Annotated in this window: 22 protein-coding genes; 9 read left to right on the top strand and 13 right to left on the bottom strand. The window is 72.9% G+C overall.

Going from position 1 to position 25,490, the window contains the following annotated elements:
• Positions 1 to 116: 116 nt before the first annotated feature.
• From amcA to J3R08_RS00305, 5 genes are all read right to left on the bottom strand, one after another.
• A complete protein-coding gene (amcA, locus tag J3R08_RS00325; RefSeq protein ID WP_030500600.1) occupies positions 117 to 329 on the bottom strand; it encodes a multiple cyclophane-containing RiPP AmcA in 213 nt (70 codons plus the stop codon).
• Complete coding sequence (gene amcB / locus J3R08_RS00320; protein ID WP_176722793.1) at positions 310 to 1,401, bottom strand: cyclophane-forming radical SAM peptide maturase AmcB; 1,092 nt, start codon at positions 1,399 to 1,401, stop codon at positions 310 to 312. The genes amcA and amcB overlap by 20 nt, the downstream gene beginning before the upstream one ends.
• 127 nt (positions 1,402 to 1,528) lie before the next feature.
• A complete protein-coding gene (purM, locus tag J3R08_RS00315; RefSeq protein ID WP_043327537.1) occupies positions 1,529 to 2,683 on the bottom strand; it encodes a phosphoribosylformylglycinamidine cyclo-ligase in 1,155 nt (384 codons plus the stop codon).
• 57 nt (positions 2,684 to 2,740) lie between these two features.
• Positions 2,741 to 4,258, bottom strand: coding sequence for an amidophosphoribosyltransferase (gene purF, locus J3R08_RS00310; RefSeq protein WP_043330756.1), 1,518 nt, complete (start codon positions 4,256 to 4,258; stop codon positions 2,741 to 2,743).
• A gap of 169 nt (positions 4,259 to 4,427) precedes the next feature.
• Positions 4,428 to 4,781: a sterol carrier family protein gene (locus J3R08_RS00305; protein ID WP_043327538.1), complete on the bottom strand. Its 354-nt coding sequence runs from the start codon at positions 4,779 to 4,781 to the stop codon at positions 4,428 to 4,430.
• Between the two features lie 160 nt (positions 4,782 to 4,941).
• Here J3R08_RS00305 and J3R08_RS00300 point away from each other — a divergent pair, with 160 nt between their 5' ends.
• Positions 4,942 to 7,215, top strand: a complete 2,274-nt coding sequence (locus J3R08_RS00300; RefSeq protein ID WP_209959591.1) for a carboxypeptidase-like regulatory domain-containing protein — start codon at positions 4,942 to 4,944, stop codon at positions 7,213 to 7,215.
• A gap of 94 nt (positions 7,216 to 7,309) precedes the next feature.
• Here the strand turns inward: J3R08_RS00300 and J3R08_RS00295 are convergent, their stop codons facing one another.
• The 4 genes from J3R08_RS00295 to purS form a co-directional block, all read right to left on the bottom strand.
• A complete protein-coding gene (locus J3R08_RS00295) occupies positions 7,310 to 8,059 on the bottom strand; it encodes a 2-phosphosulfolactate phosphatase (protein WP_064448462.1) in 750 nt (249 codons plus the stop codon).
• A gap of 10 nt (positions 8,060 to 8,069) precedes the next feature.
• Complete coding sequence (purL, locus tag J3R08_RS00290) at positions 8,070 to 10,742, bottom strand: phosphoribosylformylglycinamidine synthase subunit PurL (protein ID WP_209959589.1); 2,673 nt, start codon at positions 10,740 to 10,742, stop codon at positions 8,070 to 8,072.
• A 64-nt stretch (positions 10,743 to 10,806) separates the two neighbouring features.
• The gene (gene purQ, locus J3R08_RS00285; RefSeq protein WP_043327540.1) at positions 10,807 to 11,490 is read right to left on the bottom strand and encodes a phosphoribosylformylglycinamidine synthase subunit PurQ; all 684 of its coding nucleotides are present in this window, start codon (positions 11,488 to 11,490) and stop codon (positions 10,807 to 10,809) included.
• Complete coding sequence (gene purS / locus J3R08_RS00280; RefSeq protein WP_043327541.1) at positions 11,487 to 11,750, bottom strand: phosphoribosylformylglycinamidine synthase subunit PurS; 264 nt, start codon at positions 11,748 to 11,750, stop codon at positions 11,487 to 11,489. The genes purQ and purS overlap by 4 nt, the downstream gene beginning before the upstream one ends.
• 465 nt (positions 11,751 to 12,215) lie before the next feature.
• Here purS and J3R08_RS00275 point away from each other — a divergent pair, with 465 nt between their 5' ends.
• The gene (locus tag J3R08_RS00275; RefSeq protein ID WP_043327542.1) at positions 12,216 to 12,899 is read left to right on the top strand and encodes a trypsin-like serine protease; all 684 of its coding nucleotides are present in this window, start codon (positions 12,216 to 12,218) and stop codon (positions 12,897 to 12,899) included.
• Positions 12,900 to 12,911: 12 nt separating this feature from the next.
• Positions 12,912 to 13,487, top strand: a complete 576-nt coding sequence (locus tag J3R08_RS00270) for a YbjQ family protein (protein ID WP_181373706.1) — start codon at positions 12,912 to 12,914, stop codon at positions 13,485 to 13,487.
• Between the two features lie 93 nt (positions 13,488 to 13,580).
• Here the strand turns inward: J3R08_RS00270 and purB are convergent, their stop codons facing one another.
• The 4 genes from purB to J3R08_RS00250 all read right to left on the bottom strand — a co-directional run bounded on the left by purB (position 13,581) and on the right by J3R08_RS00250 (position 18,952).
• Positions 13,581 to 15,014 carry an adenylosuccinate lyase gene (gene purB, locus J3R08_RS00265; RefSeq protein WP_245254641.1) on the bottom strand — a complete coding sequence of 478 codons (1,434 nt, stop codon included), beginning with the start codon at positions 15,012 to 15,014 and terminating at the stop codon, positions 13,581 to 13,583.
• Between the two features lie 89 nt (positions 15,015 to 15,103).
• Entirely contained in the window at positions 15,104 to 17,023 is a 1,920-nt protein-coding gene (locus J3R08_RS00260; RefSeq protein ID WP_209959584.1) for a hypothetical protein, read from the bottom strand.
• Positions 17,020 to 17,535 (bottom strand): SigE family RNA polymerase sigma factor, encoded by a 516-nt coding sequence (locus J3R08_RS00255; RefSeq protein WP_209959582.1) that lies wholly within the window; start codon positions 17,533 to 17,535, stop codon positions 17,020 to 17,022. The genes J3R08_RS00260 and J3R08_RS00255 overlap by 4 nt, the downstream gene beginning before the upstream one ends.
• Before the next feature lie 124 nt (positions 17,536 to 17,659).
• Positions 17,660 to 18,952, bottom strand: a complete 1,293-nt coding sequence (locus J3R08_RS00250; protein WP_209959580.1) for an acetyl-CoA C-acetyltransferase — start codon at positions 18,950 to 18,952, stop codon at positions 17,660 to 17,662.
• 55 nt (positions 18,953 to 19,007) lie between these two features.
• Between J3R08_RS00250 and J3R08_RS00245 the strand changes: the two genes are divergently transcribed.
• The 6 genes from J3R08_RS00245 to J3R08_RS00220 all read left to right on the top strand — a co-directional run bounded on the left by J3R08_RS00245 (position 19,008) and on the right by J3R08_RS00220 (position 25,478).
• Entirely contained in the window at positions 19,008 to 20,366 is a 1,359-nt protein-coding gene (locus tag J3R08_RS00245; protein WP_209959578.1) for a 3-oxoacyl-ACP reductase, read from the top strand.
• Positions 20,367 to 20,584: 218 nt separating this feature from the next.
• Positions 20,585 to 21,433: a MaoC/PaaZ C-terminal domain-containing protein gene (locus tag J3R08_RS00240; RefSeq protein WP_209963935.1), complete on the top strand. Its 849-nt coding sequence runs from the start codon at positions 20,585 to 20,587 to the stop codon at positions 21,431 to 21,433.
• 80 nt (positions 21,434 to 21,513) lie between these two features.
• Positions 21,514 to 22,272, top strand: a complete 759-nt coding sequence (locus J3R08_RS00235; RefSeq protein ID WP_197494967.1) for an NUDIX domain-containing protein — start codon at positions 21,514 to 21,516, stop codon at positions 22,270 to 22,272.
• A complete protein-coding gene (locus J3R08_RS00230) occupies positions 22,269 to 23,252 on the top strand; it encodes a serine/threonine protein kinase (protein WP_069088128.1) in 984 nt (327 codons plus the stop codon). Before J3R08_RS00235 ends, J3R08_RS00230 begins: the two co-directional genes overlap by 4 nt.
• Before the next feature lie 10 nt (positions 23,253 to 23,262).
• Positions 23,263 to 24,222, top strand: coding sequence for a hypothetical protein (locus J3R08_RS00225; protein WP_113972262.1), 960 nt, complete (start codon positions 23,263 to 23,265; stop codon positions 24,220 to 24,222).
• A complete protein-coding gene (locus J3R08_RS00220) occupies positions 24,219 to 25,478 on the top strand; it encodes an adenylosuccinate synthetase (protein WP_209959576.1) in 1,260 nt (419 codons plus the stop codon). Before J3R08_RS00225 ends, J3R08_RS00220 begins: the two co-directional genes overlap by 4 nt.
• Positions 25,479 to 25,490: the final 12 nt, after the last annotated feature.

Here is a 25,490-nt window from a genome sequence, read left to right as displayed (position 1 = left end):
CCCGCGTGCTCACGCATGTGCTCTGCTGAGCCGGCGTACGACCGACGATCAGGGACCTGCCGTGCCGGGGTGCCGCCCCGACTCGCCGGCAGGTCCCTGATCGCGGAACCGAGCCCTCAGCGCGGCCGGTTGTTCCAGTTGTAGAACGTCGGGATGTTCTCGAAGTGGTTCCAGGCGCAGACCGCGTTGGCGCCGTCGCCGCCCGACACCTCCGCCCGCAGCAGCCGCGCCGCCTCCGCCTCACGGAGCAGAGCGGTAAGCCCCGCAGCGGCGTCCCGCACCCGGTCGGCCACTGCCCCCCGGTCGGTGTCACTGATGGTCTCGGGCATGCTCCAACACTCCCTCCAGTAGGCGGATCTTGCTGTTCCGGCAGTGCTCGGTCTCCGTACCGTCGAAACGCCCCAGCTCGAAGTAGCGGTTGGCGGCGTGCCCACCCCCACAGAAGCCGAAGTACGCGCAGGACGTCCGGCACGCCTCCACGCCGGTGAGGAACTCGCCCACCCAGGGCGTGCCGGCCGCGTCGGCGAGGATCTCGCCCAGCGGGGTGGTGAGCACGTTCCCGCTGGTGAAGTCGCCGTAGTGCGGGTCCGTGAAGCCGGCCAGCTCCGGCGAGAGCACCACCACCGAACCGTCGTGCCCGACCGTCGGGATCGGGTCGAGGCGGCGGGGCAGCAGGTCGTCGGCGGTGCCGGCCAGCACCGCGCCCGCGTACCGCAGCGACCACTCCACCTCGCGCAGGTGGATCCGGGGATCACGCCGCCAGGCCGCGACCAGCTCCGCCCAGAACCCGGTGACCGCGCCCGCGTCCCGGGCGTTGGTCCGGGTGTTGACGCCCTCGGTCTCCTCGATGTTGACGCCGAGCACGTCGCAGCCCAGGTCGAGGAAGTAGTCGTACAGCTCGGTCGCCAGGCCCGGCTCCGGCCGGGACACCACAGCCAGCGCCGAGAACGGCACGCCGTGGCGGCGCAGCGCCGCCACGCCGGCCACGATCCGGTCGTACGCGGGCCGCCCGCCCCGGGTGACCCGCTCGGCGTTGCGGGCCCGTGGCCCGTCCACGCTGACGCTGACCCGCACCCGGTGCTCGGCGAAGAACGCGCACCAGGCGTCGTCGATCAGCGTGGCGTTCGTCTGCACGTGGTGCTCGACGTCCGGCCCGAACGGCGCCAGCAGGGCGGCCAGATGCTCCCGGCCGGCCGCGAGCGGCTCCCCGCCGTGCCAGACCACGGAGAAGCGACCACCCGTCGCCCACGGGTTCACCGACGCCGCCACCGCCTCGGCGACGGCCACCGGCATCCGCCGATCGGCCGCCCGAAGCGGCAGGTAGCAGTAGGCGCAGTCGAGGTTGCACAGGGTGGTCGGCTGCATCACCACGTACGACGGGACGGCGGCGATACCCCGCATCCCTTCGGGCGCACGTGCGGCCATCAGCACCTCCCCCGCCTGCCTGAAAACCGAACCTCCAGGCTAGGCCGCGGCGACCGCTCGGGTGAACCCCCGATCAGGTGCCCGGCCGATCGGCGCAGGGTGATCAGCCCCGGGTGTGCTGCCCGACCATCTGCACGTTGCCGGACCCCTCGATGATCTCGCCCGCCTGCCAGGCGTCCACGCCCCGGCCGGTCAGGGTGGCCAGCGCGCGGTCGGCGTCCTCGGCGGAGACGATCGCGAACATGCCGACGCCCATGTTGAACGTCGCCTCCATCTCCGGGTCCTCGATCCGGCCCTTGGTCTGGATCAGATCGAAGATCGGCTGCGGCTTCCAGGTGGAGCGGTTGACCACGGCGTCGACGTGCTCCGGCAGCACCCGGACCAGGTTGCCGGGGATGCCGCCGCCGGTGACGTGGGCCAGCGCCCGCACCTCGGCCTCGGCGATCAGCTTGAGGCAGTCCTGCGCGTAGATCTTGGTCGGGGTGAGCAGCTCCTCGCCGAGCGTCCGCTGGCGGCCGAAGTCGTCGATCACCACGTCCAGCCGCATCCGGCCGGCGCCCAGCAGCACGTGCCGGACCAGGGAGTAGCCGTTGGAGTGCAGGCCGGAGGAGCGCATGGCGATCACCACGTCACCCACCTCCACCCGCTCCGGGGTGAGGATCTCGCTCTCCTCCACCACGCCGACGCCGGTGGCGGAGATGTCGTACTCGTCGGGGCGCAGCACGCCCGGGTGCTCGGCGGTCTCGCCACCCAGCAGCGCGCAGCCGGCGTACCGGCAGCCGTCCGCGATGCCCGCGCCGATCTCGGCGACCTTGTCCGGCACGACCTCGCCGGTGGCGATGTAGTCGAGCAGGAACAGCGGCTCGGCGCCGCAGGCGACCAGGTCGTCGACGACCATGGCGACCAGGTCGATGCCGACCGTGTCGTGGATGTCGAGCTGCTGCGCGATCACCAGCTTGGTGCCGACGCCGTCGGTCGAGGAGGCCAGGATCGGATTCTTGTACTTCTTCGTGTCCAGCCGGAACAGGCCGGCGAAGCCGCCCAGGTCACCCAGGACCTCCGGGCGCCGGGTCTCCTTGACCTTGGACTTGAGCAGCTCGACCGCGCGGTCGCCCGCCTCGATCGACACCCCGGCGTCGGCGTACGAGACCGAGCGTTTGCGCTGCGTCCGGCCGGACCCCGCCGACCAGGGCTGGCGGTCGCCGCCGGCGCCCGTCGGGCTGGATCCTGCGCCGCTGCGCTCGGACACGTGCGTCACGGTTCTCCCCTTTGTGGTTCCCGCGAGCCCGGAGCGGCCGGACCCGCGTCGGTGGTGCTACGGGTGGTGGGTCGGTGTGGCGACGAGCGGACCGGTCGGCCCGGCCGCCTCGGCGGCGACCCGGCGTCCCACTCCTTCGAGCACGTGCTTGCCGATCAGGTTCCCGGCCGGCAGTTCGATCGGATACTCCCCATCGAAGCACGCCCGGCAGAGCCGGCTCTTCGGCTGCTCGGTCGCGGCGATGAGACCGGGCAGCGATACGTACCCGAGCGTGTCGGCGCCGATCGAGCGCCGGATGCCCTCGTTGTCCAGCCCGTTGGCCAGCAGTTCGGCCCGGGTGGCGAAGTCGATGCCGTAGAAGCAGGGCCAGCTCACCGGCGGCGAGGAGATCCGGACATGGACCTCCAGGGCGCCCGCCTCGCGCAGCAACCGGACGATCGCCCGCTGGGTGGTTCCGCGGACGATCGAGTCGTCCACCACCACCAGGCGCTTGCCGCGTACGTTCTGCCGCAGCGGGTTCAGCTTCAGCCGGACGCCGAGCGCGCGCAGCGTCTGCGAGGGCTGGATGAAGGTGCGCCCGACGTACGGATTCTTCATCAGGCCCTGGCCGTAGGTGATGCCTGATTCCTCGGCGTAGCCGATCGCGGCCGGCGTGCCGGACTCCGGCACCGGGATCACCAGGTCGGCCTCGACCGGGTGCTCCTTGGCGAGCTGACGGCCGATCTGCACCCGCGCGGCGTGCACGTTACGGCCGGCGATGGTGGCGTCCGGCCGGGCGATGTACACGTACTCGAAGAGGCAGCCCTTGGGCTCGGGCGCGGCGAACCGGCTGGAGCGCAGCCCGTTCTCGTCGATGGCGATCAGCTCGCCCGGCTCGACCTCGCGGACCACGCTCGCGCCGACGATGTCCAGCGCGGCGGTCTCGCTGGCCACCACCCAGCCGCGTTCGAGCCGGCCGAGCACCAGCGGGCGTACGCCGTGCGCGTCGCGCGCCGCGTAGAGCGTCGACTCGTCCATGAACACGAAGCTGAACGCGCCGCGCAGTTGCGGCAGCACCTCCAGCGCCGCCGCCTCGACCGACAGGTCGGGCCGGCTGGCCAGCAGCATCGTCACCAGCGAGGTGTCGTTCGTCGAGCCGTCCGGGTCGAGCCCGCGCACTGCGGCCTCGCGCTGCAGCTCGGCGGTGTTGACCAGGTTGCCGTTGTGCGCCAGCGCGATGGTGGTGCCGGCGCTGGTGGCGCGGATCGTCGGCTGGGCGTTCTCCCAGGTCGAGCCGCCGGTGGTGGAGTAGCGCGCGTGCCCGATCGCGACGTGCCCGCGCAGGCTCGCCAGCGTCGGCTCGTCGAACACCTGGGCGACCAGGCCGAGATCCTTGTAGACCACGACGCCGGAACCGTCGCTCACTGCGATGCCCGCGGCCTCCTGGCCCCGGTGCTGGAGGGCGTAGAGCCCGAAGTAGGTGAGGTTGGCGACCTCTTCCCCGGGGGCCCAGACGCCGAAGACGCCGCACGCGTCCTGGGGGCCGGGTCGCTCGGGGTCAAGGTCGTGGCTCAGCCGGCCATCGCCTCGGGGCACCTGCCGCTCCCTCTTGGTGGGGTCTGAACTGGCCTGGCGGAGTCGGGGGTCAGCTCCGCACGCTATGGGCCGGGACCGTCGTCGGCTCTCAGTGTACGCGAACAGCAGTCGATACCGACAGTCACGGAGTCCCCGCTCAGGGTGAGTGCAGTTTGCGGCCGTCCGCCGGCTAAATCGGGAGGTACGCGGAAAGGTCGGCCCGGTTGCCCGACACCCGTACGCGACCGTCGGTGACCGCTCGCGCCCAGTCGAGGCGTCCGGTGGCGAGCGCCAGCCACGTCGGCGGGTCCATCTCCACCACGTTCGGGGGCGTGCCGCGGGTGTGTCGTGGACCACTCACGCACTGCACCGCACCGTAGGGTGGGACGCGCACCTCCACCGATCGGCCGGGGGCGCGATCCGTGAGGGCAGCCAAGAGGGTCCGGACCGCCTCCCGGAGGACCGGCCGTTCGGGCGTACGCCCCTCGTCCAGCGCCGCCAGGGCGGCGAGTACCGCTTCGGAATAAGCGTGCGGAGAGGACACGACGGGACGATACGACCCGGCAGAACGCCGCCCTGCGGCGGCCCTGGGTAGAGATGATCCGGTCAGACAAGGCATAGTTGCCGACGGCGTTATTCGTACCGTGAGTGATCAACCTCGGCCGAGCGGCCGGCGGAGAGATCAGACCCGGAAGGCGGTGGACGTGTCAACACACCGACGTGCCTGGAAGCAGCGGGCCGGTGTGGTCGTAGCGCTGGTCTTCGGCGCCCTGCTCACCGTCCCCGCCACCCCCGCCCTCGCGGAGCCCCCGGAAGTCAGCGTCAACCCGGGTGCTGTGACTATCAGCGCCGGCAGCGACGCCTCCGTTCAGGTGAGAGTCAAGGTCACCGATCCCGGCCCAACCCAGGTCACGATCAGGGTGGCCGGTCTGCCGGCAGGCGTCACGTGCAGCGCGGGCTGCAATGCGCCAACTGCTGTCGTTGGACAACGCAATGTGCCAGTAACGCTAAAGGCCAGCGCCAACGCGTCGGCAACCGACGGTGCAAGCGTTCAATTCACCGCAGAGACGCCGAGCGACTCGAACAGCGCGTCCCTTTCTCTAACGGTGCGAGCCGCCGCGCAGGAGCCGCAGCAGCCGCAGACCGTCAAGACGGTGTCCGGCAAGGTGGTAAACGCCGACGGCGACCCGATCGAAGGCGCCCTCGTGATGCTGCGCGACAGCGCGGGCAAGGAGCGCCGTACCAACACCAGCGGCAACGGCAACTTCAGCTTCAGCGGCTCCGACTCCAACCCGATCGCGCCCGGCCGGATCGAGGTGGGTGCCTCGACCGACGGCGCCACCCCGGTCGCCAGGTCGATAAACGCCAGCGCCGGCCAGTCCGTGACCGGCGTCCGGCTCAGCATTCAGCTGCGGGCGTCGGCGAGCCCGAGCGCCACCCCGTCGGCGAGTGAGTCCGCCCCGCCGTCGGACGAGCCGCTCGAGGAGGACCCGGCCGACACCCCGGCCACCGACGCGCCGGCCGCCCAGGAGCCGACCGCGAACGAGGACTCCGGGGGCATGGGCTCCTGGCTGCTGATCCTGCTCGGCGGCCTGTTCGTCGCCGTCGGTGTGGGCACCATCGTGCTGCTCTACATGCGGCGCAAGAACGAGGGCGACGACGGTGACGGCGACGGCCCGGGTGGACCGGTCGGTCCGGGTGGCCCGGGCGGCGCCGCCGCGGCCGGCGCGATCCCCGCGGCCCGGGGCGCCTACCACGGCACCGACGACCAGACCCGCGTGGTGAACGGCATGGGCGCCGGACCGGCGGCGACGATGGTCGGCGGCCCGTCGATCAGCGACGCCCCCACCATGCTCCAGCGGCCGGTCGTGGACGACGTCCCACCGGACCCGTACGGCGCACCGCCCGGACCGGCGTACGGCGTCGGCGCGGGACAGGCCGGGTACGGCTACGGCGACGACGCGCCCGGGCAGGGCGGCTACGGCGCCGGCAACGGCTACGGCGACGCGCCCGCCTCCGGCGGCGGATACGGCACCGCGCCCTCCTCGGGCGGCGGCTACGGCAACGGTCCGTCCTCCGGGGCCGGCTACGGCAGCCCGGACTACGCCGCGGGCGCCGCGGCCGGCGCGGCCGGATACGCGGCCCAGGGCGGCGGCTACGGCAACGAGCGCTTCGACGAGCCCACCGGCCGCTACACCGGCGACAGCACGCAGTACGCGCCGGCGGCCGACCCGTACCCGACCAGCACCTACCAGCCGGAGCAGGACCGCGGGTACGACCAGTCCGGCCCGGCCGGGTACGGCCGCGGCGCGGAGCAGGGTGACGGCTACCGCTCCGGCGGCGGGTACGGCGCCGCCTCGGGTGGCTACGACAACGCGCCCACCGGCGGCTACGACAGCGGCCGCCAGCAGGGCGGTTACGGCGACGCCCCGGCGGGCGGCTACGGCGGCGCCGGTGGCTACGGCGACGCCCCGGCCGGCGGGTACGGCGACGCGGGCTACGGCGGTGGCCGGGCCACCGGTGGATACGGCGACGCCCCGGCTGGTGGCTACGACAGCGCGCCCGCAGGCGGGTACGACGCCCCGGCCGGTGGCTACGACGCCGGCCGCCAGCAGGGCGGCTACGGCGACGCTCCGGCCGGTGGATACGACAGCCCGGCCGGTGGCTACGACGCCGGTCGCCAGCAGGGCGGTTACGACAACGCCCCGGCCGGTGGCGGCTACGGCAGCACCGGCGGATACGACGGCGGGCACCAGGCGGGCGGATACGGCCAGCAGGGCGGCGGATACGGCGACGGCTACGGCCAGTCCCCGCAGGGTGGTTACGGCCAGCAGGGTGGTTACGGCCAGGAGCCGCCGCAGCAGCGCGGTGGCGGCTACGACAACGCCTACCCCAACGACCCGGCGCAGGCCGGTCGCGCCCGCCCGGACGCGCAGGGGGACCGCGGCGGCCGGCGTCTCGACTGGCTGGACGACTGACAGCCACCAGCACGCATGACTGTGGCCGCCCGCGTTCGCGGGCGGCCACAGTCGTTGGTTGATACCCCGTCGAGCGGGTGGTGGAGCCGGTGACTCAGGCGGCGGCGAAGTAGTCCTGGCGCAGCACCGGCACCACGTCGGAGACGCCGACCTCGGTCGCGACGTCGACGTCCTCGGCGAAGCCACCCTCGGCGAGTTCCCGGCCGGACACGCACCCCCGCACCGCCGCCGGCACATCAGGGGTGCTGGCGAGCGCGGCCAGCGCCATCGCTGCCTCCACCGAAAGTCCGCCGGGCACCCCGGCGAGCGCGTCGAGCACGCAGGCCGCGCCGAGCTGGTCCTCCACGCAGGGCCGCAGTGACCCGTCGGGCCAGCGCTCCCCGGCCGCCACCACACCCACGGGAGCGTCGGTCGAGCCGTACCCCTGGGTGCGGAGCCAGCGCCCGACGGCGCGCGCGTTGCGCAGGCAGGCCGCGACCACCGGCACTCCGGTGGCGCTCGCGGCGGCGCTGATCGCCGAGCCGTTCGGCGACGGCAGCACCAGGTCGGCGACGACGGGCGCGGCCCGCAGCGCCGCCGGGGAGAGCGACCACGGGTGCTCCGCTGTCGTCCTCCGGCGGCCCACCGCGGCTACGGCGCCGACCCGGCGGGCGTAGTCGGCGGCCTGCTCGCCCCACGGGAACGGGTGCACCCGCATGCCGCGGCTCACCGCCACCTCCACGGCGGTGGTGAACGACAGCACGTCCACCACCACCAGGGCGGCGCAGACCCGGCCGAGCTCCGCCGCCCCGGTCAGTCCCCAGTCGAAGCGGGCACCGGCACCGGGCTGGGCGAAAACGGCCAAGGCCGGGGCCTCAGCGCCGGTCCGGCGCCGGCTCACCGGGAGCCGGGCCGTCGGACCCGTCGGCAGGCGCCGAAGCGTCCTGCGCCGGGGTCGCGTCGGCGGCCGGCGCGGTCTCGTCGGAATCCGCGTCGGACGCGGCCGGAGCGGAGTCGGTGGCGGCCGGCGCGGGCGCCTCGGCCGGCGAGGCGTCCGTGCCCGTCTCGGCGATCGGCTCGGAGGCGACCTCGGCCGGGTCCACGCCGACCGGCTGCTCGGCGGTGGCCGGAAGCACGGTGGTGGTCCCGGTACGGGTCGCCGCCACCTCCACCCGCGCCGCCTCGGCCACGCCGAACAGGCGCGGCAGCGTGCCGCTGTGCGCCTCGCGCAGCTCGTCCAGGCCGATCCGGAACTGGCCGTGCACCTCCAGCGCGCCGGAGGCCGGGTCGGTGACGCCGATGAACTCCCACGGCACGCCGCGCTCGGCGCAGAGGGCGGTGAACGCCTTCTCGTGCCCGCGCGGCACCGACACCAGCGCCCGGCCGGCGGACTCGCTGAACAGGAACACGAACGGCATCGAGCCACCGGCGAAGTGCTCCGGCACCACGACCCGGGCGCCGACACCGCGGCGCAGGGCCGACTCGACCAGGCTCTGCGCCAGGCCGCCGTCGGAGAGGTCGTGCGCCGAGCTGAGGTGACCGACGCGGGCCGCCTCGGCCAGCAGCTCGGCGAGCTGCCGCTCACGGGCCAGGTCGACCTGCGGCGGGATGCCGCCCAGGTGCTCGTGGGTCACCCAGGCCCACTCCGAGCCGGACAGCTCGACGTGCGTCTCGCCCAGCAGGAAGAGCTGGTCGTGGTCGCCGGCCGCGCGGGGCACGAAGCCCATCGGCACCCGGTTCGCCACGTCGTCGAGCACGCCGAGCACGCCGACCACCGGGGTCGGGTGGATGGCCGCCGCGCCGGTCTGGTTGTAGAAGCTGACGTTGCCGCCGGTCACCGGGATGCCCAGCTCCAGGCAGCCGTCCGCCAGGCCGCGTACGGCCTCGGCGAACTGCCACATCACGCCCGGGTCCTCCGGCGAGCCGAAGTTCAGGCAGTTGGTGACCGCGATCGGCTTCGCGCCGGTCACCGCCACGTTCCGGTACGCCTCGGCCAGCGCCAGCTTCGTCCCGTGGTACGGGTCGAGGCGGGCGTACCGGCCGTTGCCGTCGACGGAGAGCGCGACGCCGAGGCCGCTGCGCTCGTCGATCCGGATCACGCCGGAGTCCTCCGGCTGGGCGAGCACGGTGTTGCCGAGCACGTAGCGGTCGTACTGCTCGGTGACCCAGGTCTTGTCGGCCAGGTTGGGCGACGCGATCATGCGCAGCACGGTCTCCCGGAGCGCCTCCGGGGTGTTCGGCCGGGGCAGCGTCTCGGCGCGGTCGGCCTGGAGCAGGATCAGGTCGGCCGGCTCGCGCATCGGCCGGGCGTAGACCGGGCCGTCGTCGACGAGCGAGCCCGGCGGCACGTCCACCACGAGCTGGTCACGCCAGGTGACGACCAGGCGGCCCGGCTGGCCGTCCGGGGACGGCGCGGTGACCTCGCCGATGGCGGTGGCCCAGACGCCCCACTTCTCGGCGGTCTTGAGGACCGCGTCGAGCTTGTCCGGCGACACGACGAGCAGCATCCGCTCCTGGGACTCGCTGGCCAGGATCTCGTGCGGCTCCATCGACGGCTCACGCAGCGGCACCCGCTCCAGCCACACCCGCATGCCGGTTCCGGCCGAGGCGGCCGTCTCGGTGAGCGCGCAGGTCAGGCCGGCGCCGCCGAGGTCCTGGATGCCGACGACCAGTTCGGCGTCGTACAGCTCCAGGCACGCCTCGATGAGCAGCTTCTCCATGAAGGGGTCGCCGACCTGCACGGACGGGCGGCGCTGCTCGCTGCCCTCGTCGAAGGTGGCGCTGGCCAGCACCGACACGCCGCCGATGCCGTCGCGGCCGGTCTTGGCGCCCATCAGGACCACGATGTTGCCGGGGCCGGTGGCGTCCTTCTTCTGCAGGCGGTCGACCGGCAGCACGCCCAGGCAGAGCGCGTTGACCAGCGGGTTGCCCTGGTAGCAGGGGTCGAAGACGACCTCGCCGCCGATGTTGGGCAGGCCGAGGCAGTTGCCGTAGCCGCCGACGCCGGCGACCACGCCGGGCAGCACCCGGGCGGTGTCCGGGTGGTCGGCCGCGCCGAAGCGCAGCGGGTCCATCACGGCGACCGGGCGCGCGCCCATGGCGAGGATGTCGCGGACGATGCCGCCGACGCCGGTCGCCGCGCCCTGGTACGGCTCGACGAAGCTCGGGTGGTTGTGCGACTCGACCTTGAAGGTCACCGCCAGCTCGTCGGAGACCTGGACCACGCCGGCGTTCTCCCCGATGCCGGCGAGCAGCCGGTCGCTCGGCGGGGCCTTCTCCCCGAACTGGCGCAGGTGCACCTTGCTCGACTTGTAGGAGCAGTGCTCGCTCCACATGATCGAGTACATGGCCAGCTCGGCCTGGGTGGGCCGGCGGCCGAGGATGTGCCGGATCCGGTCGTACTCGTCGTCGCGGAGGCCCAGCTCGGCGTACGGCTGAAGCTCTTCCGGCGTCTCGGCGGCCCGGGGGACGGTGTCCACGCCCGGCGCCCACTCGTCGGTCGGGCCGCCCTGCGGCTCCCGCAGGGCCGGGTCCGGATGGGTGGTCATGACGTCTCCTTGTTGCGCTCGCCGCCCGTGCGGCGGGTGAGCCGACCGATGATCACGGCCACCATCACGCCGGCGCTCCCACCAGGTGCTTGAGCACCGAGGTGAAGAAGCCGAGGCCGTCCAGGGACGGGCCGGTGAGCGCCTCCACCGCGTGCTCGGGGTGCGGCATGATGCCGACCACGTTGCCGGCCTCGTTGGTGATCGCGGCGATGTCGCGCAGCGATCCGTTGGGGTTGCCGCCGACGTAGCGGGCGACGACGCGGCCCTCGCCCTCCAGCCGGTCGAGCGTCGCGGCGTCCGCGACGTAGCAGCCCTCGCCGTTCTTGACCGGGACGAGCACCTCCTGGCCCGGCTGGAACGCGTTGGTCCAGGCGGTGCCGGTGGCCTCGATCCGCAGGACCTGGTCCCGGTTGCGGAAGTGCAGGTGCTGGTTGCGGGTGAGCGCGCCGGGCAGCAGGTGCGCCTCGCAGAGGATCTGGAAGCCGTTGCAGATGCCGAGGACCGGCAGGCCACCTCGCGCGGCCTGGACGATCGTCTCCATCACCGGGGCGAACCGGGCGATGGCGCCGCAGCGCAGGTAGTCACCGTAGGAGAAGCCGCCGGGCAGGACGACGGCGTCCACCCCGTGCAGGTCCGGGTCGCCGTGCCAGAGCCGGACCGCCTCGGCGCCGGCGATCCGCACGGCGCGGGCCGCGTCCCCGTCGTCGAGCGAGCCGGGGAAGGTCACCACACCGACCCGGGCGGTCACGACTGCGCGCCCGCGGTCTCGTCGGTGTTTACCACGCGGACGGTGAAGTCCTCGATGACCGGGTTGGCCAGCAGCTTGTCGGCGATCTCGCGGGCCCGGTCCAGGTCCGGTTCGCCGGTGAACTCGATCTCGATCCGCCTGCCGATCCGAACCGAGGCGACGTCGCTGACGCCGAGCCGGGGCAGCGCGTTCGCGACGGCCTGGCCCTGCGGATCGAGGATCTCGGGCTTGAGCATGACGTCGACTACGACGCGAGGCACGGGGCACTCCTGACTGTGTACGCAGTTGGGTGCCGGCCCACTATCGGGCGAGCGCAGCCAGCCTACCTGGCAGATACCGCCCGGCCCGAACCGGCCGGGGGCAGTTCCGGCAGTGCCGGGCGGGACCGGCGACGCCGGCCGGGCACCGTTGCCCGTTCGTTGCTGCGTCGATGCGAATTCGTTGCGCTCGGTGCCTGTGGGTGACCCTCCGCACCCCCCTCTACCAGGCATTCTGCTGCGAAACGCCCCAGCTTGGACAGGTATCCGACAGCACGTCGACGCGACACGCGGCGGACGTCACGCCATCGGCGTTTTTCGATTCATCTCTTGTGACACCGCGAGGCACGCCCGTAGCATGCATCGTCAGATGTCGATGCACCCGATCGATGTCTCTCGCCGGCTCCCCCGTCCGGCGGGTGTCATTCTGCCCGGCAACCCCGGGCGTCGCGCAGAAGGAGCCCCGACATGCGCCTCCGTCCCCTGCTCGCCGTGCTGACCACCGCGCTGGCCGGTGTCCTGGCCACCGCCTCCGGCGCCGCCGCCGCGCCGGCCGGCCCGCAGCCGATCATCGGTGGCGGCACCGTCTCGTCCGCGCCCTGGGCCGCCGCCGTCTTCAGCAACGGCTCGTTCACCTGCTCCGGCAGCGTGATCGCGCCCCAGTGGGTGCTCACCGCCCGGCACTGCGTCAGCGGCACCATGTCCGTGCGGGTCGGCAGCGTCTACTACGCCTCGGGTGGCGTCACCCGCACCGTGAGCGCCTCCTACACCCGCTACGACCTGGCCCTGCTGCGCCTGTCCAGCACGGTCAGCACCTCCGCCGTCTCGCTCGCCAGCAGCAACCCGCCGGTCGGCTCCACGAACACCATCTACGGCTGGGGCATGACCTGCTACAGCGGTTGCGGCGCGTCGCCCCAGCTCAAGACCGCGAGCGTACGGGTGACCAGCACCAGCGTCACCGACGCGTACGGCGGCCAGGCGATCCGGAGCACCCGGGTCAACGGCAACGCCTGGCGGGGCGACTCGGGTGGCCCGCAGTTCTACAACGGCCAGCAGGTCGGCGTGGCCTCCACCGCCGACGGCCAGAGCATCCAGAACTACGGCAGTGTCGCGTACAACCGGTCCTGGATCGCCTCGACGGCCGGTGTCTGACGGTTGATGCCGATGCGGCGCGGATCGGCCGGGAGCAGCCCGGCCGTCCGCGCCGCGTCGTTTTTCAGCATGCGATCAGCTGAACACGGCTCCCGAACCACCCGGCCGAGGGCTGACAGCATCGGAAACGTGCTGGTCGTGACGACGGATCAACTGCCTGGCTACGAGATCCGCCAGATCCTCGGCGAAGTGGTCTCGTCGATGGCGAGGACCCGCAACCCGTACCGCGAGGGGGTCAAGAACCTGCGCGGTGGCGCATACGACCCGCTGGCGCCGGACAACCTGACCCGGTGGCGTACCGACTCGGTGGCCCGGCTCGGCGAGGAGGCCCGCCGCCTCGGCGCGAACGCGGTGATCGGCATGCGCTTCGACAGCCGCGACTGCGGCGAGATGTGGATGGAGATCTGCGCGTACGGCACGGCGGTGATCGTCGCGCCCAAGATGCCGGACGTCATGCCGCCGGACCAGCCGGCGATCGCGGCCGAGACCGCCCACGACCCGGAGATCGCCTCCGCCCCGGGCGGCATCGCCGAACCGGCCAGCGCCCCCAACCTGAGTTCCGCAGCCGAAACCCCCACCGGCCCCTGACCCCTCGCTTTGCGGCGTCGATCATGAAGTTGACGGCAGGAATGATCTCCCTGAGTGCCGCCAACTTCATGATCGCCGGGGAAAGGGCCTGGGTCAGAGGATGGGGGGTGGGGAGTAGGTCGCGGCCTGGGGGTGGGACTCGACCACACCGGTGATCCTCTCGGTCACGCGGTTGACCTGGTCGGCGGCGGCGCCAACGAAGGCGTTGCGGTCGGCCACCAGGGTGTCGATCTCGGCCCGGGTCAGGCCCAGTCGGCCGTCGGCGGCCAGGCGGTCGAACAGGTCGTTCTCCGCCGCGCCCTGCTCCCGCATGGCCAGCGCCACGGCGACCGCGTGCTCCTTGATCACCTCGTGCGCGACCTCCCGGCCGACACCCCGGCGTACGGCTGCCACCAGGATCTTCGTCGTGGCGAGGAACGGCAGGAAGCGCTCCAGCTCCCGGTTGATCACCGCCGGGTACGGGCCGAACTCGTCCAGCACGGTGAGGAACGTCTGGAACAGCCCGTCGGCGGCGAAGAAGGCGTCCGGCAACGCGACCCGGCGTACCACCGAGCAGGAGACGTCGCCCTCGTTCCACTGGTCACCGGCCAGCTCACCGACCATCGACAGGTAACCCCTGATGATCACCGCGAAGCCGTTCACCCGCTCCGACGAGCGCGTGTTCATCTTGTGCGGCATGGCGCTGGACCCGACCTGGCCCGGCTTGAAGCCCTCGGTGACCAGCTCCTGGCCCACCATCAGCCGGATCGTGGTGGCCAGCGACGACGGCGCGGCGGCCACCTGGGCCAGCGCGGAGAGCACGTCGAAGTCCAGCGAACGCGGGTAGACCTGGCCGACGCTGTCCAGCACCCGGCTGAAGCCCAGGTGCCCGGCGACCCGGCGCTCCAGCTCGGCCACCTTCCCGGCGTCGCCGTCGAACAGGTCGAGCTGGTCGGCGGCGGTACCCACCGGCCCCTTGATCCCGCGCAGCGGGTAGCGGCCGATCAGGTCCTCCAGCCGCTCGTACGCGATCAGCAGCTCCTCCGCGGCGGACGCGAAGCGCTTGCCGAGCGTGGTGGCCTGCGCGGCGACGTTGTGCGACCGGCCGGTCATCACCAGCGCCGAGTACTCGCCCGCGTGCCAGCCCAGCCGGGCCAGCGTGGCGACCACCCGGTCCCGGATCAGCTCCAGTGAGGCACGGATCTGGAGCTGCTCGACGTTCTCGGTGAGGTCCCGGGAGGTCATCCCCTTGTGCACGTGCTCGTGCCCGGCGAGCGCGCTGAACTCCTCGATCCGGGCCTTCACGTCGTGCCGGGTGACCCGCTCCCGCGCCGCGATCGAGGCCAGGTCGACGTCGTCGACCACCCGCTCGTACGCCTCGACCACGCCGTCCGGCACCGGCACGCCGAGATCACGCTGGGCCTTGAGCACCGCCAGCCAGAGCCGGCGCTCCATCCGGACCTTCTCCTCCGGCGACCAGAGGGCGACCAGTTCGGGCGAGGCGTACCGGTTGGCGAGCACGTTCGGGATCGTCGTCACGGCCCTCATTCTCGCGTACGGGCTCGCGCCGCCACCGGTCGGCCCGCTGGTGGCGGACGCCCTGGACCGGTCCGGCCCGGGGCGTCCGTCTTATCCGGTCAGGGCAACAGGTTGATCAGATCCGGGTGACCGGCAAGCGCCGTGACCTGCTCCAGAGTGAGCGGCGGGGTCGCGCCACCCTTGACGCCCTTCGGCCAGCGACGCCCGAAGTCTCCGTCCGTCGGCATGTCCGAGGCGCCTCCGGTGTTGGGCCGGTTGTCGATCACCACCTCGACCGTGCCGCGGTCGGGTCGCTGGACGAACACGCTGTAGACCACCGACCCGGCCGGACGGGAGACGATCGTGACGACCCGGTTCCCGTCCGGGCGGGTCGACTCGGTGCACTCGCCGTCATGCGCGTGCGCCCGGTGCGTCGCGGGCGGGAGCGCCCCGACCGTGGCGCAGCTCAGCACCAGGGCCGCGCGGCGCTCCACGATGATCTCCCCGTCGCCGGCCAGCCCGCCTCGCTGCACCATGAAGTTGTACGACAGCGAAGTTGGGCCGTTTAGCCCGAGGCCCCCTTGCTGGAAGGGCAGCAGGTAAATCATCCCGTCCGGTGAGATGGCGTCGAGCGCGGCCATGGGCGCATCCGACGTAGCGCCGTGATTCTCCCACCCGCGGGAATCGAAGGTCTGCGCAGTGGCGGTTCCCGCCGGTGGCCGGGGGGCCAGGACGAGCGACGGCTCCCGTGCAATCTCGATCGTCTGTTCCATCGAGAGCGCCGGCTTGTCCTGCGTGAGATGGAGGCGGACCAGCGTGCCGTCCGGGCGAAGCGACTCGATCAGGTAGCTGTTGCTTCCCGTCGGCCGTGCCGAGTCGGGGCGCGAGCCGAAACCGGTGAGCATCCGCCGGGCTCGCAGGCGCTCGCCACCAGGGAACTCGGTCACCGTGCAGTAGCGGGCGGCGAGCGCGGCGGTCGGGCAGGGCGGCGCGAGCGACCAGGCGAGCTCGCCGTCGCGCACCAACTGAAGGGTGACCTGCGCGGCCCGCTTTCCGACCCGAAACGTGGCGGCATACAGCACCGGTACGTCGACGTTCAGCCGGCCCTTGGGCTCGAATCCGACCGGGGTCGGGCTGCTCTCCCCGCCCCATCTGGTCAGCCACGTGAAGTCGGATGCCTGCCGGCGCAGGGCGCTGGTCAGAGCAGCGTCGAGACGCGCCGCGTCCGCGGCGGTGCCCGCGACAGTGGTCACGGTGGAAATGGCCGTCGGTGTGGGGGACGGCTCCGGCGCGAGAACGACGGCCCGGTCGACCACGACCGGGATCAGTTGCACGACGGCGACCGGGAGCTTGTCCTCGGCAGTGACGGTCCTGAGGCTCAGGTTCAGAAACGTGCCGTCCCGACGCAGTGCTGTCACACCAGCGCTCTCTGTCCGGCTCGACATCTGATCCCGGAGCTGCGGAGGTACCTCCTGCTCCCAGACCGACCGGTGGTACCTGATCTTCTCGCCGTCCGGACCCGTCTGCTCGCCGCACTCGACGGCGTTCTTGGAACATCCGCGAGCCGCCTCGGCCTGCCAGCTCTTCGCGCCGTCAGGAGTGATCTGCAGGCTCGCGACCAGGTCCACCCCGTCCGCCCGGAAGCTGCCGTTTCCCCGGTAACCGAGGGAGCCGGGGCCCATCACGTTGGAAGCCCACGCGGGGGTGTCGATCACCGGCCCGTCCTTGACCGCCCAGGCCAAGCGCGGCACCGCGCGGGTCAACGCCGCGATCACCGCGGCGTCGATCCGGTCCAGGTCCTGATCGCTGCCGGGAATCGTCGTGACGGCCGGTGCCGGCTTGGCCGGCTGGGCATGCGGCTTGCCGATGAGCGTCGTGGTGCCGACCAGCACTGCCGCCACCACCGCGGCAACAGCCGTCATGCCGCCCCCGATCCGCAGCCGCCGGGCCCGGCGCTGTCCGCTGATCACCCGGTCGACATCCACCGTGGAGACCGGCGGCTCGCCGATCAGGTCGTCGAACAACTGCCGGTACGTCATGACAGCTCCCCTCGGGTCGACGGGATGCCGCCCAGCAGCAGGCGCAACGCCTCCAGGCCGCGTGCGGACTGGCTCTTCACAGTGCCGGTACTGATACCCATGACGTCGGCGGTCTCCTCCACCGACAGGTCGCAGTAGTAGCGCAGCACCAGCACGGCGCGCCGCCGGGGCGGTAGCTGGCCGAGCAGGGCGAGCAGCATGTCGCGTTCGGCGAGCGTGGGCTCCGGCAGGATCATGTCGGCGGTCTCCGGCACCGTATCGGTGCTGTGCTCGCGCCGCCAGGGCCGCCGCCGCTCGTCCAGCCAGGCGTTTGTGAGCATTCCGCGCACGTACGCGTCGATGTTCTCCACGGCGCGGACCCGGCGCCAGTGCCGGTAGAGCTTGCCGATCGTGATGGAGACCAAGTCGTCGGCGGTGTGCCACTCGCGGCAGAGGAGGTACGCGGTGCGGCGCAACGACTCCAGCCGGGCGGTGACGAACTGCCGGTACTCGTCTTCCTCGGCCCGGTTCACGTCCCGGAGCCTCTCGTACGCCTCATGCCCAGGTGACGCGGCTGAGCCGCCCTCGGGTTGCTCCGGGCGCCGACGGGAACGTGGAGCAGGGCTGCGGCCGGGACCGCAGCCCTGCCGGAGGCTGTCAGCGCTCCAGGATGGCTGTCACGCCCTGCCCACCGGCCGCGCAGATGGAGATCAGGCCGCGCCCGCTCCCCTTCTGATCAAGCAGCTTGGCGAGCGTGGCGACGATCCGGCCGCCGGTGGCGGCGAACGGGTGGCCGGCCGCCAGCGAGGAGCCGTTGACGTTGAGCTTCTCCCGGTCGATCGAGCCGAGCGGCGCGTCCAGGCCGAGGCGCTCCTTGCAGAACTCCGGCGACTCCCAGGCGGCGAGGGTGGCCAGCACCTGGGAGGCGAACGCCTCGTGGATCTCGTAGAAGTCGAAGTCCTGGAGGCTGAGCCCGGCCCGGGCCAGCATCCGGGGCACCGCGTACGTGGGGGCCATCAGCAGCCCCTCGTCGCCGTGCACGAAGTCGACGGCGGCGGTCTCGGACCAGGAGAACCAGGCGAGCACCGGCAGGTTGTGCGCCTTGGCCCACTCCTCGGACGCGAGCAGGACGGTCGACGCGCCGTCGGTGAGCGGCGAGGAGTTGCCGGCGGTCATGGTGGCCCGCTCGGCGTCCGCGCCGGAGGCGCCGAAGACCGGCTTGAGCGAGCCGAGCTTCTCCAGGCGGGTGTCCGGGCGCAGGTTCTGGTCGCGGGTCAGCCCCAGGTAGGGGGTCATCAGGTCGTCGAAGAACCCCTTGTCGTACGCGGCGGCGAGCCGCTGGTGCGAGCGCAGCGCGAGTTCGTCCTGCGCGGTCCGGTCGACGTTCCAGCGCAGCGCCGTCCGGGCCGCGTGCTCACCCATGGACAGTCCGGTACGCGGCTCGGCGTTGCGCGGGATCTCCGGCTTGAACGGCTGGTGCGGGCGCAGCTTCGCCGCGATCTTGAGCCGTTCGCCGAGCGTACGGGCGGAGTTGAGCTGGAGCAGGGTGCGCCGCATGTCCTCGTTGACGGCGAGTGGCGCGTCCGAGGTGGTGTCGACGCCACCGGCGATGCCGACCTCGATCTGCCCGAGGGCGATCTTGTTGGCGACCAGGATGGCGGCTTCCAGTCCGGTGCCGCAGGCCTGCTGGATGTCGTACGCGGGGGTGTGCGGGTCGAGCCGGGAGCCGAGCACCACCTCACGGGTGAGGTTGAAGTCGCGGGAGTGCTTGAGCACCGCGCCGGCCACCACTTCGCCGACCCGCTCGCCGGCCAGCCCGAACCGGGCGACCAGCCCGTCGAGCGCCGCGCCGAGCATGTCGGCGTTCGACGCGTGCGCGTAGCGCGAGTTGGACCGGGCGAAGGGGATGCGGTTGCCCCCGATGACCGCGACCCGCCGGACACTCTGCACGATCGGCCTCCCTCGAAACTGTTGCCCGAACCCTACTCGCCAGTAGGCTACGCCTATGACCGACAGGTACGCGAGCTTCGTCCAGACGGGGGCCGGTCGCGCGCTGGTCAAGCGCCTCGGGCTGCCCGATCCGCCTCGACTGCGCCGGCACACGCCGGGCGACCCGCTCGTTCCCGGGCCGGTCCTGCTCGGCTCCTCGACCGGCGGCCGGATCGCCGAGCCGACCGGCAAGATCCTGACCGCCGCCGGGGTCGAGCTGGCCGATCCGGTCGCCGCCCACGACGCCGACCGCCGCTTCGCGGCCCTGGTGTACGACGCCAGCGGCATCACCGACTCCACCGGGCTGCGCCAGCTCTACGACTTCTTCCACCCGCAGGCCCGCTCGCTGGTGCCGAGCGGCCGGGTGATCGTGCTGGGCACTCCTCCGGCCGAGTGCGGCTCCCCTCGGGAGGCTACCGCCCAGCGCGCGCTGGAGGGCCTGACCCGCAGCATCGGCAAGGAGTTCGGCCGGGGCGTCACGGCCCAACTGGTCTACGTGACACGCGAGGGTGACGCCGGTACCCCGGTGAGCCTGGAGTCCACGCTCCGGTTCCTGCTCTCCGGCCGCTCCGCGTACGTCTCGGGCCAGGTGATCCGAGTCGGCGCCGGCACCGCCGTCGCGCCGGCCGACTGGGGCCGGCCGCTGGACGGGCAGGTGGTGCTGGTGACCGGCGCGGCCCGGGGCATCGGCGCGGCGCTGGCGAAGGTGCTGGCCCGCGACGGCGCGCAGGTGGTGGCGCTGGACATCCCGGCGGCCGGGGACGAGCTGGCCGCCGTCGCCAACGACATCGGCGGCAGCGCGGTGCAGCTCGACCTGACCGCGCCGGATGCGCCGACCCGGCTGGCGGAGCACCTGGCGTCCCGGCACGGGCGGGTCGACGTGGTGGTGCACAACGCGGGCATCACCCGGGACAAGACGCTGGGCCGGATGGACGCCGACCGGTGGGACTCGGTGATCGACGTGAACCTGTCCAGCCAGGAGCGGATCAACGACGTACTGCTGGAACGCGACCTGATCCCGGCCGGCGGCCGGATCGTGTCGGTCTCGTCGATCGCCGGGATCGCCGGCAACCGGGGGCAGACCAACTACGCGACCAGCAAGGCCGGTGTGATCGGCCTGGTCGACTCGCTCTCCCCGGTGCTGCGCGAGCGCGGGATCAGTCTGAACGCGGTGGCGCCGGGCTTCATCGAGACGCGGCTGACCGCGCGTATCCCGTTGACCATCCGCGAGGCGGGACGGCGGATGAACAGCATGGCGCAGGGCGGCCTGCCGGTGGACGTGGCCGAGACGATCGGCTGGCTCTCCTGGCCGGCGAGCGGCGCGGTCAGCGGCAACGTGGTCCGGGTCTGCGGCCAGAGCCTCCTGGGGGCGTGATGGCACCCCGTGACCACGAGGACGACGACCTGACCCTGCACGACCTGATCGAGGGCCCCACCCGCGACCTCACGGCCGCCCGAGCCGCCGCCCTGGCCCGCACCAACGCCGCCGCCCGCCCCACCTCCGACGATCATGAAGTTGACGGCACTTCTGGAGATCCACAAGGCAGCCAACCTCATGATCGACGGGGTGAAGGAGCGGTGGGGCGGCGGCGGATGGAGTTGGACGGGCTGCCTGCCAGTGGGGCGCTTTATCGGCGGGCGTTACTCGGGGTGGTGCCTGGGGTTGGGGGGCGGCGCGGGAGTGACGTGCCGGGGCTGGAACTCGCCGTTGGCGGGGTCTCGGTGGATCAGCGGCACCTGGCGGACTACGACCGGGTGTGCGGGTTCCGGCTGACCGACCGGCTGCCGGCGACGTACCTGCACGTGCTCGGGTTCCCGCTGTCGCTGCGGCTGATGACGAGCCCCGGCTTCCCGATCCCGCTCACCGGCGTGGTGCACGTGGCCAACCGGATCACCGTGCACCGGCCGGTCGAGGTCGGCGAGCGCGTCGACTTCCACACGTACGCGGAGAACCTGCGCCCGCACGACCGGGGCCGCCAGCTCGACGTGGTGCTGGTCGGCTCGATCGGCGGCGAGGAGGTGTGGCGCGGCGTGTCCACGTACCTCGGGAAGGAGCGCGCGTCCGGCGGCGGCCCGCGGCGCGACCGGGCTGACCGCCCGGAACCGCCGGCCTTCTCCGCGCAGTGGCGGGTGATGCCCCGCGTGGGTACTGACTACGCGCGCGTCTCCGGCGACCACAACCCGATCCACACCTCGAAGCTGGGCGCGCGGCTGTTCGGCTTCCCGCGCCCGATCGCGCACGGCATGTGGAGCAAGGCCCGCTGCCTGGCCGCGCTGGAACCCCGGCTACCAGAGGCGTACACGGTGGACGTGGCGTTCAAGCTGCCGGTGCCGCTGCCGTCGACGGTGGCGTTCAGCGCCTCGCCGAACGGCGCGGGCTGGGACTTCGCGCTGCACAGCGCCCGGGACGGGAGGCCGCACCTGACCGGTTCGGTGCGCTGAGGAAAAGAGGGGACTTGCCGTCCCCTCTTTTCGGCGCTAAGTTGTTCTCAGAGTGAGTTGTTCTCAACCTGAGAGAGTGAGTGACCGTGAACGAGCAGGACTTCCTCGCCGGGTACGACCCGCGGGACTACCCGGCGGTCGCGGTCACCGTCGACGTGGTCGCGCTGACCATCCGCGAGGGCGCGCTGCACCTGCTGCTGATCCGCCGCGGCGCGCCGCCCTACGCGGGGCACTGGGCGCTGCCCGGCGGCTTCGTCCAGCCGGACGAGGACCTGACCGCCGGCGCCCGGCGCGAGCTGGCCGAGGAGACCGGCCTCGGCGGTGAGCGGCTGCGCCGGGTGCACCTGGAACAGCTCGGCAGCTACGGCGCGCCCGACCGCGACCCGCGCATGCGGGTGGTCTCGGTCGCGCACCTGGCGTTCGCCCCCGACCTGCCCGACCCGGTCGCCGACACCGACGCCGACGAGGCGATCTGGCTGCCGGTCACCGCGCTGACCAGCCGGCAGCTCGCCTTCGACCACGGCCGGATCATCGACGACGGCTTGGAGCGCGCCCGTTCCAAGCTGGAGTACACGCCGCTGGCCACCCGCTTCCTCGCCCCCGAGTTCACGATCACCGAGCTGCGGGAGGTCTACGAGACGGTCTGGGGGCACCCGCTGCACGCCGGCAACTTCCACCGCAAGGTGCTCTCGGTGCCCGGCTTCGTGGAGAGCACCGGCGCCAGCACCGAGCGCGGCGGCGCGCGCGGCGGCCCCCGGGCCAAGCTCTACCGCGCCGGAGACGCCCGGCTGCTGCACCCGGCGCTGCTGCGCCCCGCCCGGGAGGAGACGGTGCGGTGAGGACCGAAGAGGCGATCCGGCTGGTCACTGCCGCGCGTACCGACGCCGACCTGTTCGGCGCCGACGAGCCGGCCCGCCGCTACCGCGAGCTGGTCGGCGCGCTGCACCCCGACCGGCTGGGCGCGGCCGACCCCGGCGTACGCGCCGCCGCCGCCGAAGCACTCGTCACCGTCACCACCCGGTGGCGCACCCCGGCCCCCGCGTACACCGGCGACGTCGCCACCCTGCACGAACGCAAGGAAGGGCCCCCTGTTAACGCCTCCGGTAGAGGAGGGGCCCCTTCTTATCACCTGGCCAAGGTGGCCCGGCACCCCGGCGACAACGACCTGATGGCCCGCGAGGCGCGCGCGTTGCGCCGCATCGCCGAGCGCGGCGACGCCAGACACCTCGCGTACGTGCCGAAGCTCGTCGACTCCTACCCGGCGCGTGACCCGTCGACCGGCGTGCAGCGGCAGGTCAACGAGCTGGTGACCGTACCCGGGCTGCGCAGCCTGGACGACGTGCGCCGCGCGTACCCGGACGGGCTGGACCCGCGCGACGCGGCCTGGATGTGGCGGCGGCTGCTCGTGGCGCTCGGCCTGGCCCACCGCGCGGGCGTGGTGCACGGCGCGGTGCTGCCCCGGCACGTGCTGATCGAGCCGGACGCGCACGGCCTGGTGCTCGTCGACTGGTGCTTCTCGGCCGAGCCGGGCGGGCTCGTGCCGGCGCTGGTGCCCGGCCACGAGGACTGGTATCCGCCGGAGGTCGCCGCGAAGCGGCAGTGCGGCCCCGGCACCGACATCGCGCTGGCCGCCCGCTGCATGACCTGGCTGATGGGCGACCGCGCGCCCCGCGAGCTGCGCGCCTTCGCCGACGGCTGCCAGGGCGCCGCGCTCGCCACCCGGCCCGACGACGCCTGGCGGCTGCTGCGCGAACTGGACGAGGTGCTGCACCGGCTGTACGGGCCGCGCACCTTCCGACCCTTCACCCTCAACCCGTAGGGAGGCTGCCATGGGCAGTGGAATCTGGTCCACCGACGTGTACGACGCCGCCGACCGCTACCGGCGCCGCACCGGCAAGAGCGCGTTCTCGTACAGCGACAGCGGCGCGCGCAAGGTGCACCCGGCGCTCGACCCGCGCGACGCGCTGCGGGAGAGCCGCGACTCGGCCGAGCACCCGCAGTCGACGCCGATCGCCGTGCTGTTCGACGTCACCGGCTCGATGGGGCACGTGCCCCGGGTGCTGCAGAGCAAGCTGCCGCAGCTGCTGGGCCTGCTGCTGCGCCAGGGGTACGCGAGCGACCCGCAGGTCATGTTCGGCGCGATCGGCGACGCCACCTGCGACCGGGTGCCGTTGCAGATCGGGCAGTTCGAGTCCGACAACCGGATGGACGACGACCTCGGCCGGATCGTGCTGGAGGGCGGCGGAGGCGGCCAGATGATGGAGTCGTACGAGCTGGCGCTGTACTTCATGGCCCGGCACACGGCCACCGACAGCTGGGACAAGCGCGGCCGGCGCGGCTACCTGTTCATCATCGGCGACGAGCTGGCGTACGCGGGGGTGAAGCGCGCGGAGGTGGCCCGGCTGATCGGCGACGACCTGAGCGAGGACGTGCCGGTCCGGCAGATCGTGGACGAGGTGACCGCGCGCTGGGACACCTACTACCTGCTGCCCGCCGGCAGCCACTACGCGGGCAACCGCAAGGTGCTGGACTTCTGGCGCGGCCTGCTCGGGCAGAACGCGGTCGAGCTGGACGACCTGGACGCGGTCTGCGAGACGATCGCGCTCACCGTCGGCCTCGGCGAGCAGGCCATCGACCTGGACGCCGGGCTGCGCGACCTGGACCGGGCCGGCTCCACCGCCACCCGGACCGTCTCGAAGGCGCTCGCCCGGCTCGGCTCGGGACGCCGCGCGGTGGCGACGCTGCCGTTCAGCCCGGCCGACGGCGGAAGCGGGGTCACCCGGCTGTGAACCACGTGATGGTGGTCGACCTCGGCTACGGCGACGCCGGCAAGGGCACAGTGGTGGACCTGCTCTGCGCCACCCGGCAGGTGCACACGGTGATCCGGTTCAACGGGGGCGCGCAGGCGGCGCACAACGTCGTCCTGCGCGACGGGCGGCACCACACGTTCGCGCAGTTCGGCGCCGGGACGTTCCGTCCGGGCGTACGGACGCACCTGGCGCGGCACGTGGTGGTGGACCCGCTGGCGCTCGCCGCCGAGGCCGACCACCTCGCGTCGGTCGGCGTTCCAGACGCGCTCGACCGTCTGACTGTGGACGGGGAGGCGCTGCTCGCCACCCCGTACCACCGGGCCGCCAACCGCGCCCGGGAGATCGCCCGGGGAGCCGACCGGCACGGCTCCTGCGGGCTCGGGGTGGGCGAGGCGGTCGCGTACGGCCTCGCCCACCCCGACGAGGCACCCCGGGTGGCGGACTGCCGCCGCCCGGCGGTGCTGCGCCGGCGGCTGACCGCGCTGCGGGACCGGCTCACCGCCGAGCTGGGCCCGCTGGACGCGCCGCCGGTCCAGGACTGCCTGCCCGCGTACGCGGCCTTCGCGCGCCGGGTGGCGATCGTCGACCGGACCTGGCTGGCATCCGCGCTGCGCGAGGGCACCTGCGTGTTCGAGGGCGCGCAGGGGGTGCTGCTGGACGAGTGGCACGGCTTCCACCCGTACACGACGTGGAGCACCACGACGTTCGCCAACGCCGAGACGCTGCTCGCCGAGGCGGGCCTGGCCGGGACCGCGCAGCGGCTCGGCGTGCTGCGCACGACCACCACGCGGCACGGTCCCGGGCCGCTGGTCACCGAGGACGCGGCGCTGCCGTTCCGCGACCGGCACAACGGGACGAACCCCTGGCAGGGCCGCTTCCGGTTCGGGCACTTCGACGCGGTCGCCCACCGGTACGCGCTGGAGGTCGCCGGCGGGGTGGACGGGCTGGCGCTGACCCACCTCGACCTGGCCGGGTCCGAGCTGCGGATCTGCCGCCGGTACGAGGGCCTGGACCGGCTCGTCCCCGGCCCGGCCGGTGACCTGGACCGGCAGGCGGCGCTCACCGGGCGGCTGATGCGGGCCCGGCCGGTGCTGGACTCGGCGCCCGCCGACTGGGCGGGGGCGGTCTCGGAGGCGCTGGGCGCGCCGGTGGTGCTCACGTCGCGCGGGCCCACGGCCGAGGAGAAGGAAGGGCCCCTTGTTAACGCCTTTTGTATGGGAAGGGCCCCTGCTTAACACCGCACCACC

Origin of the sequence: Micromonospora sp. HB375 (assembly GCF_017872985.1) — a bacterium.
Taxonomy (GTDB): Bacteria; Actinomycetota; Actinomycetes; order Mycobacteriales; family Micromonosporaceae; genus Micromonospora; species Micromonospora chalcea.
Note: the sequence above shows the minus strand (reverse complement) of the source record. Positions and strands in the feature narration are given on the sequence as shown.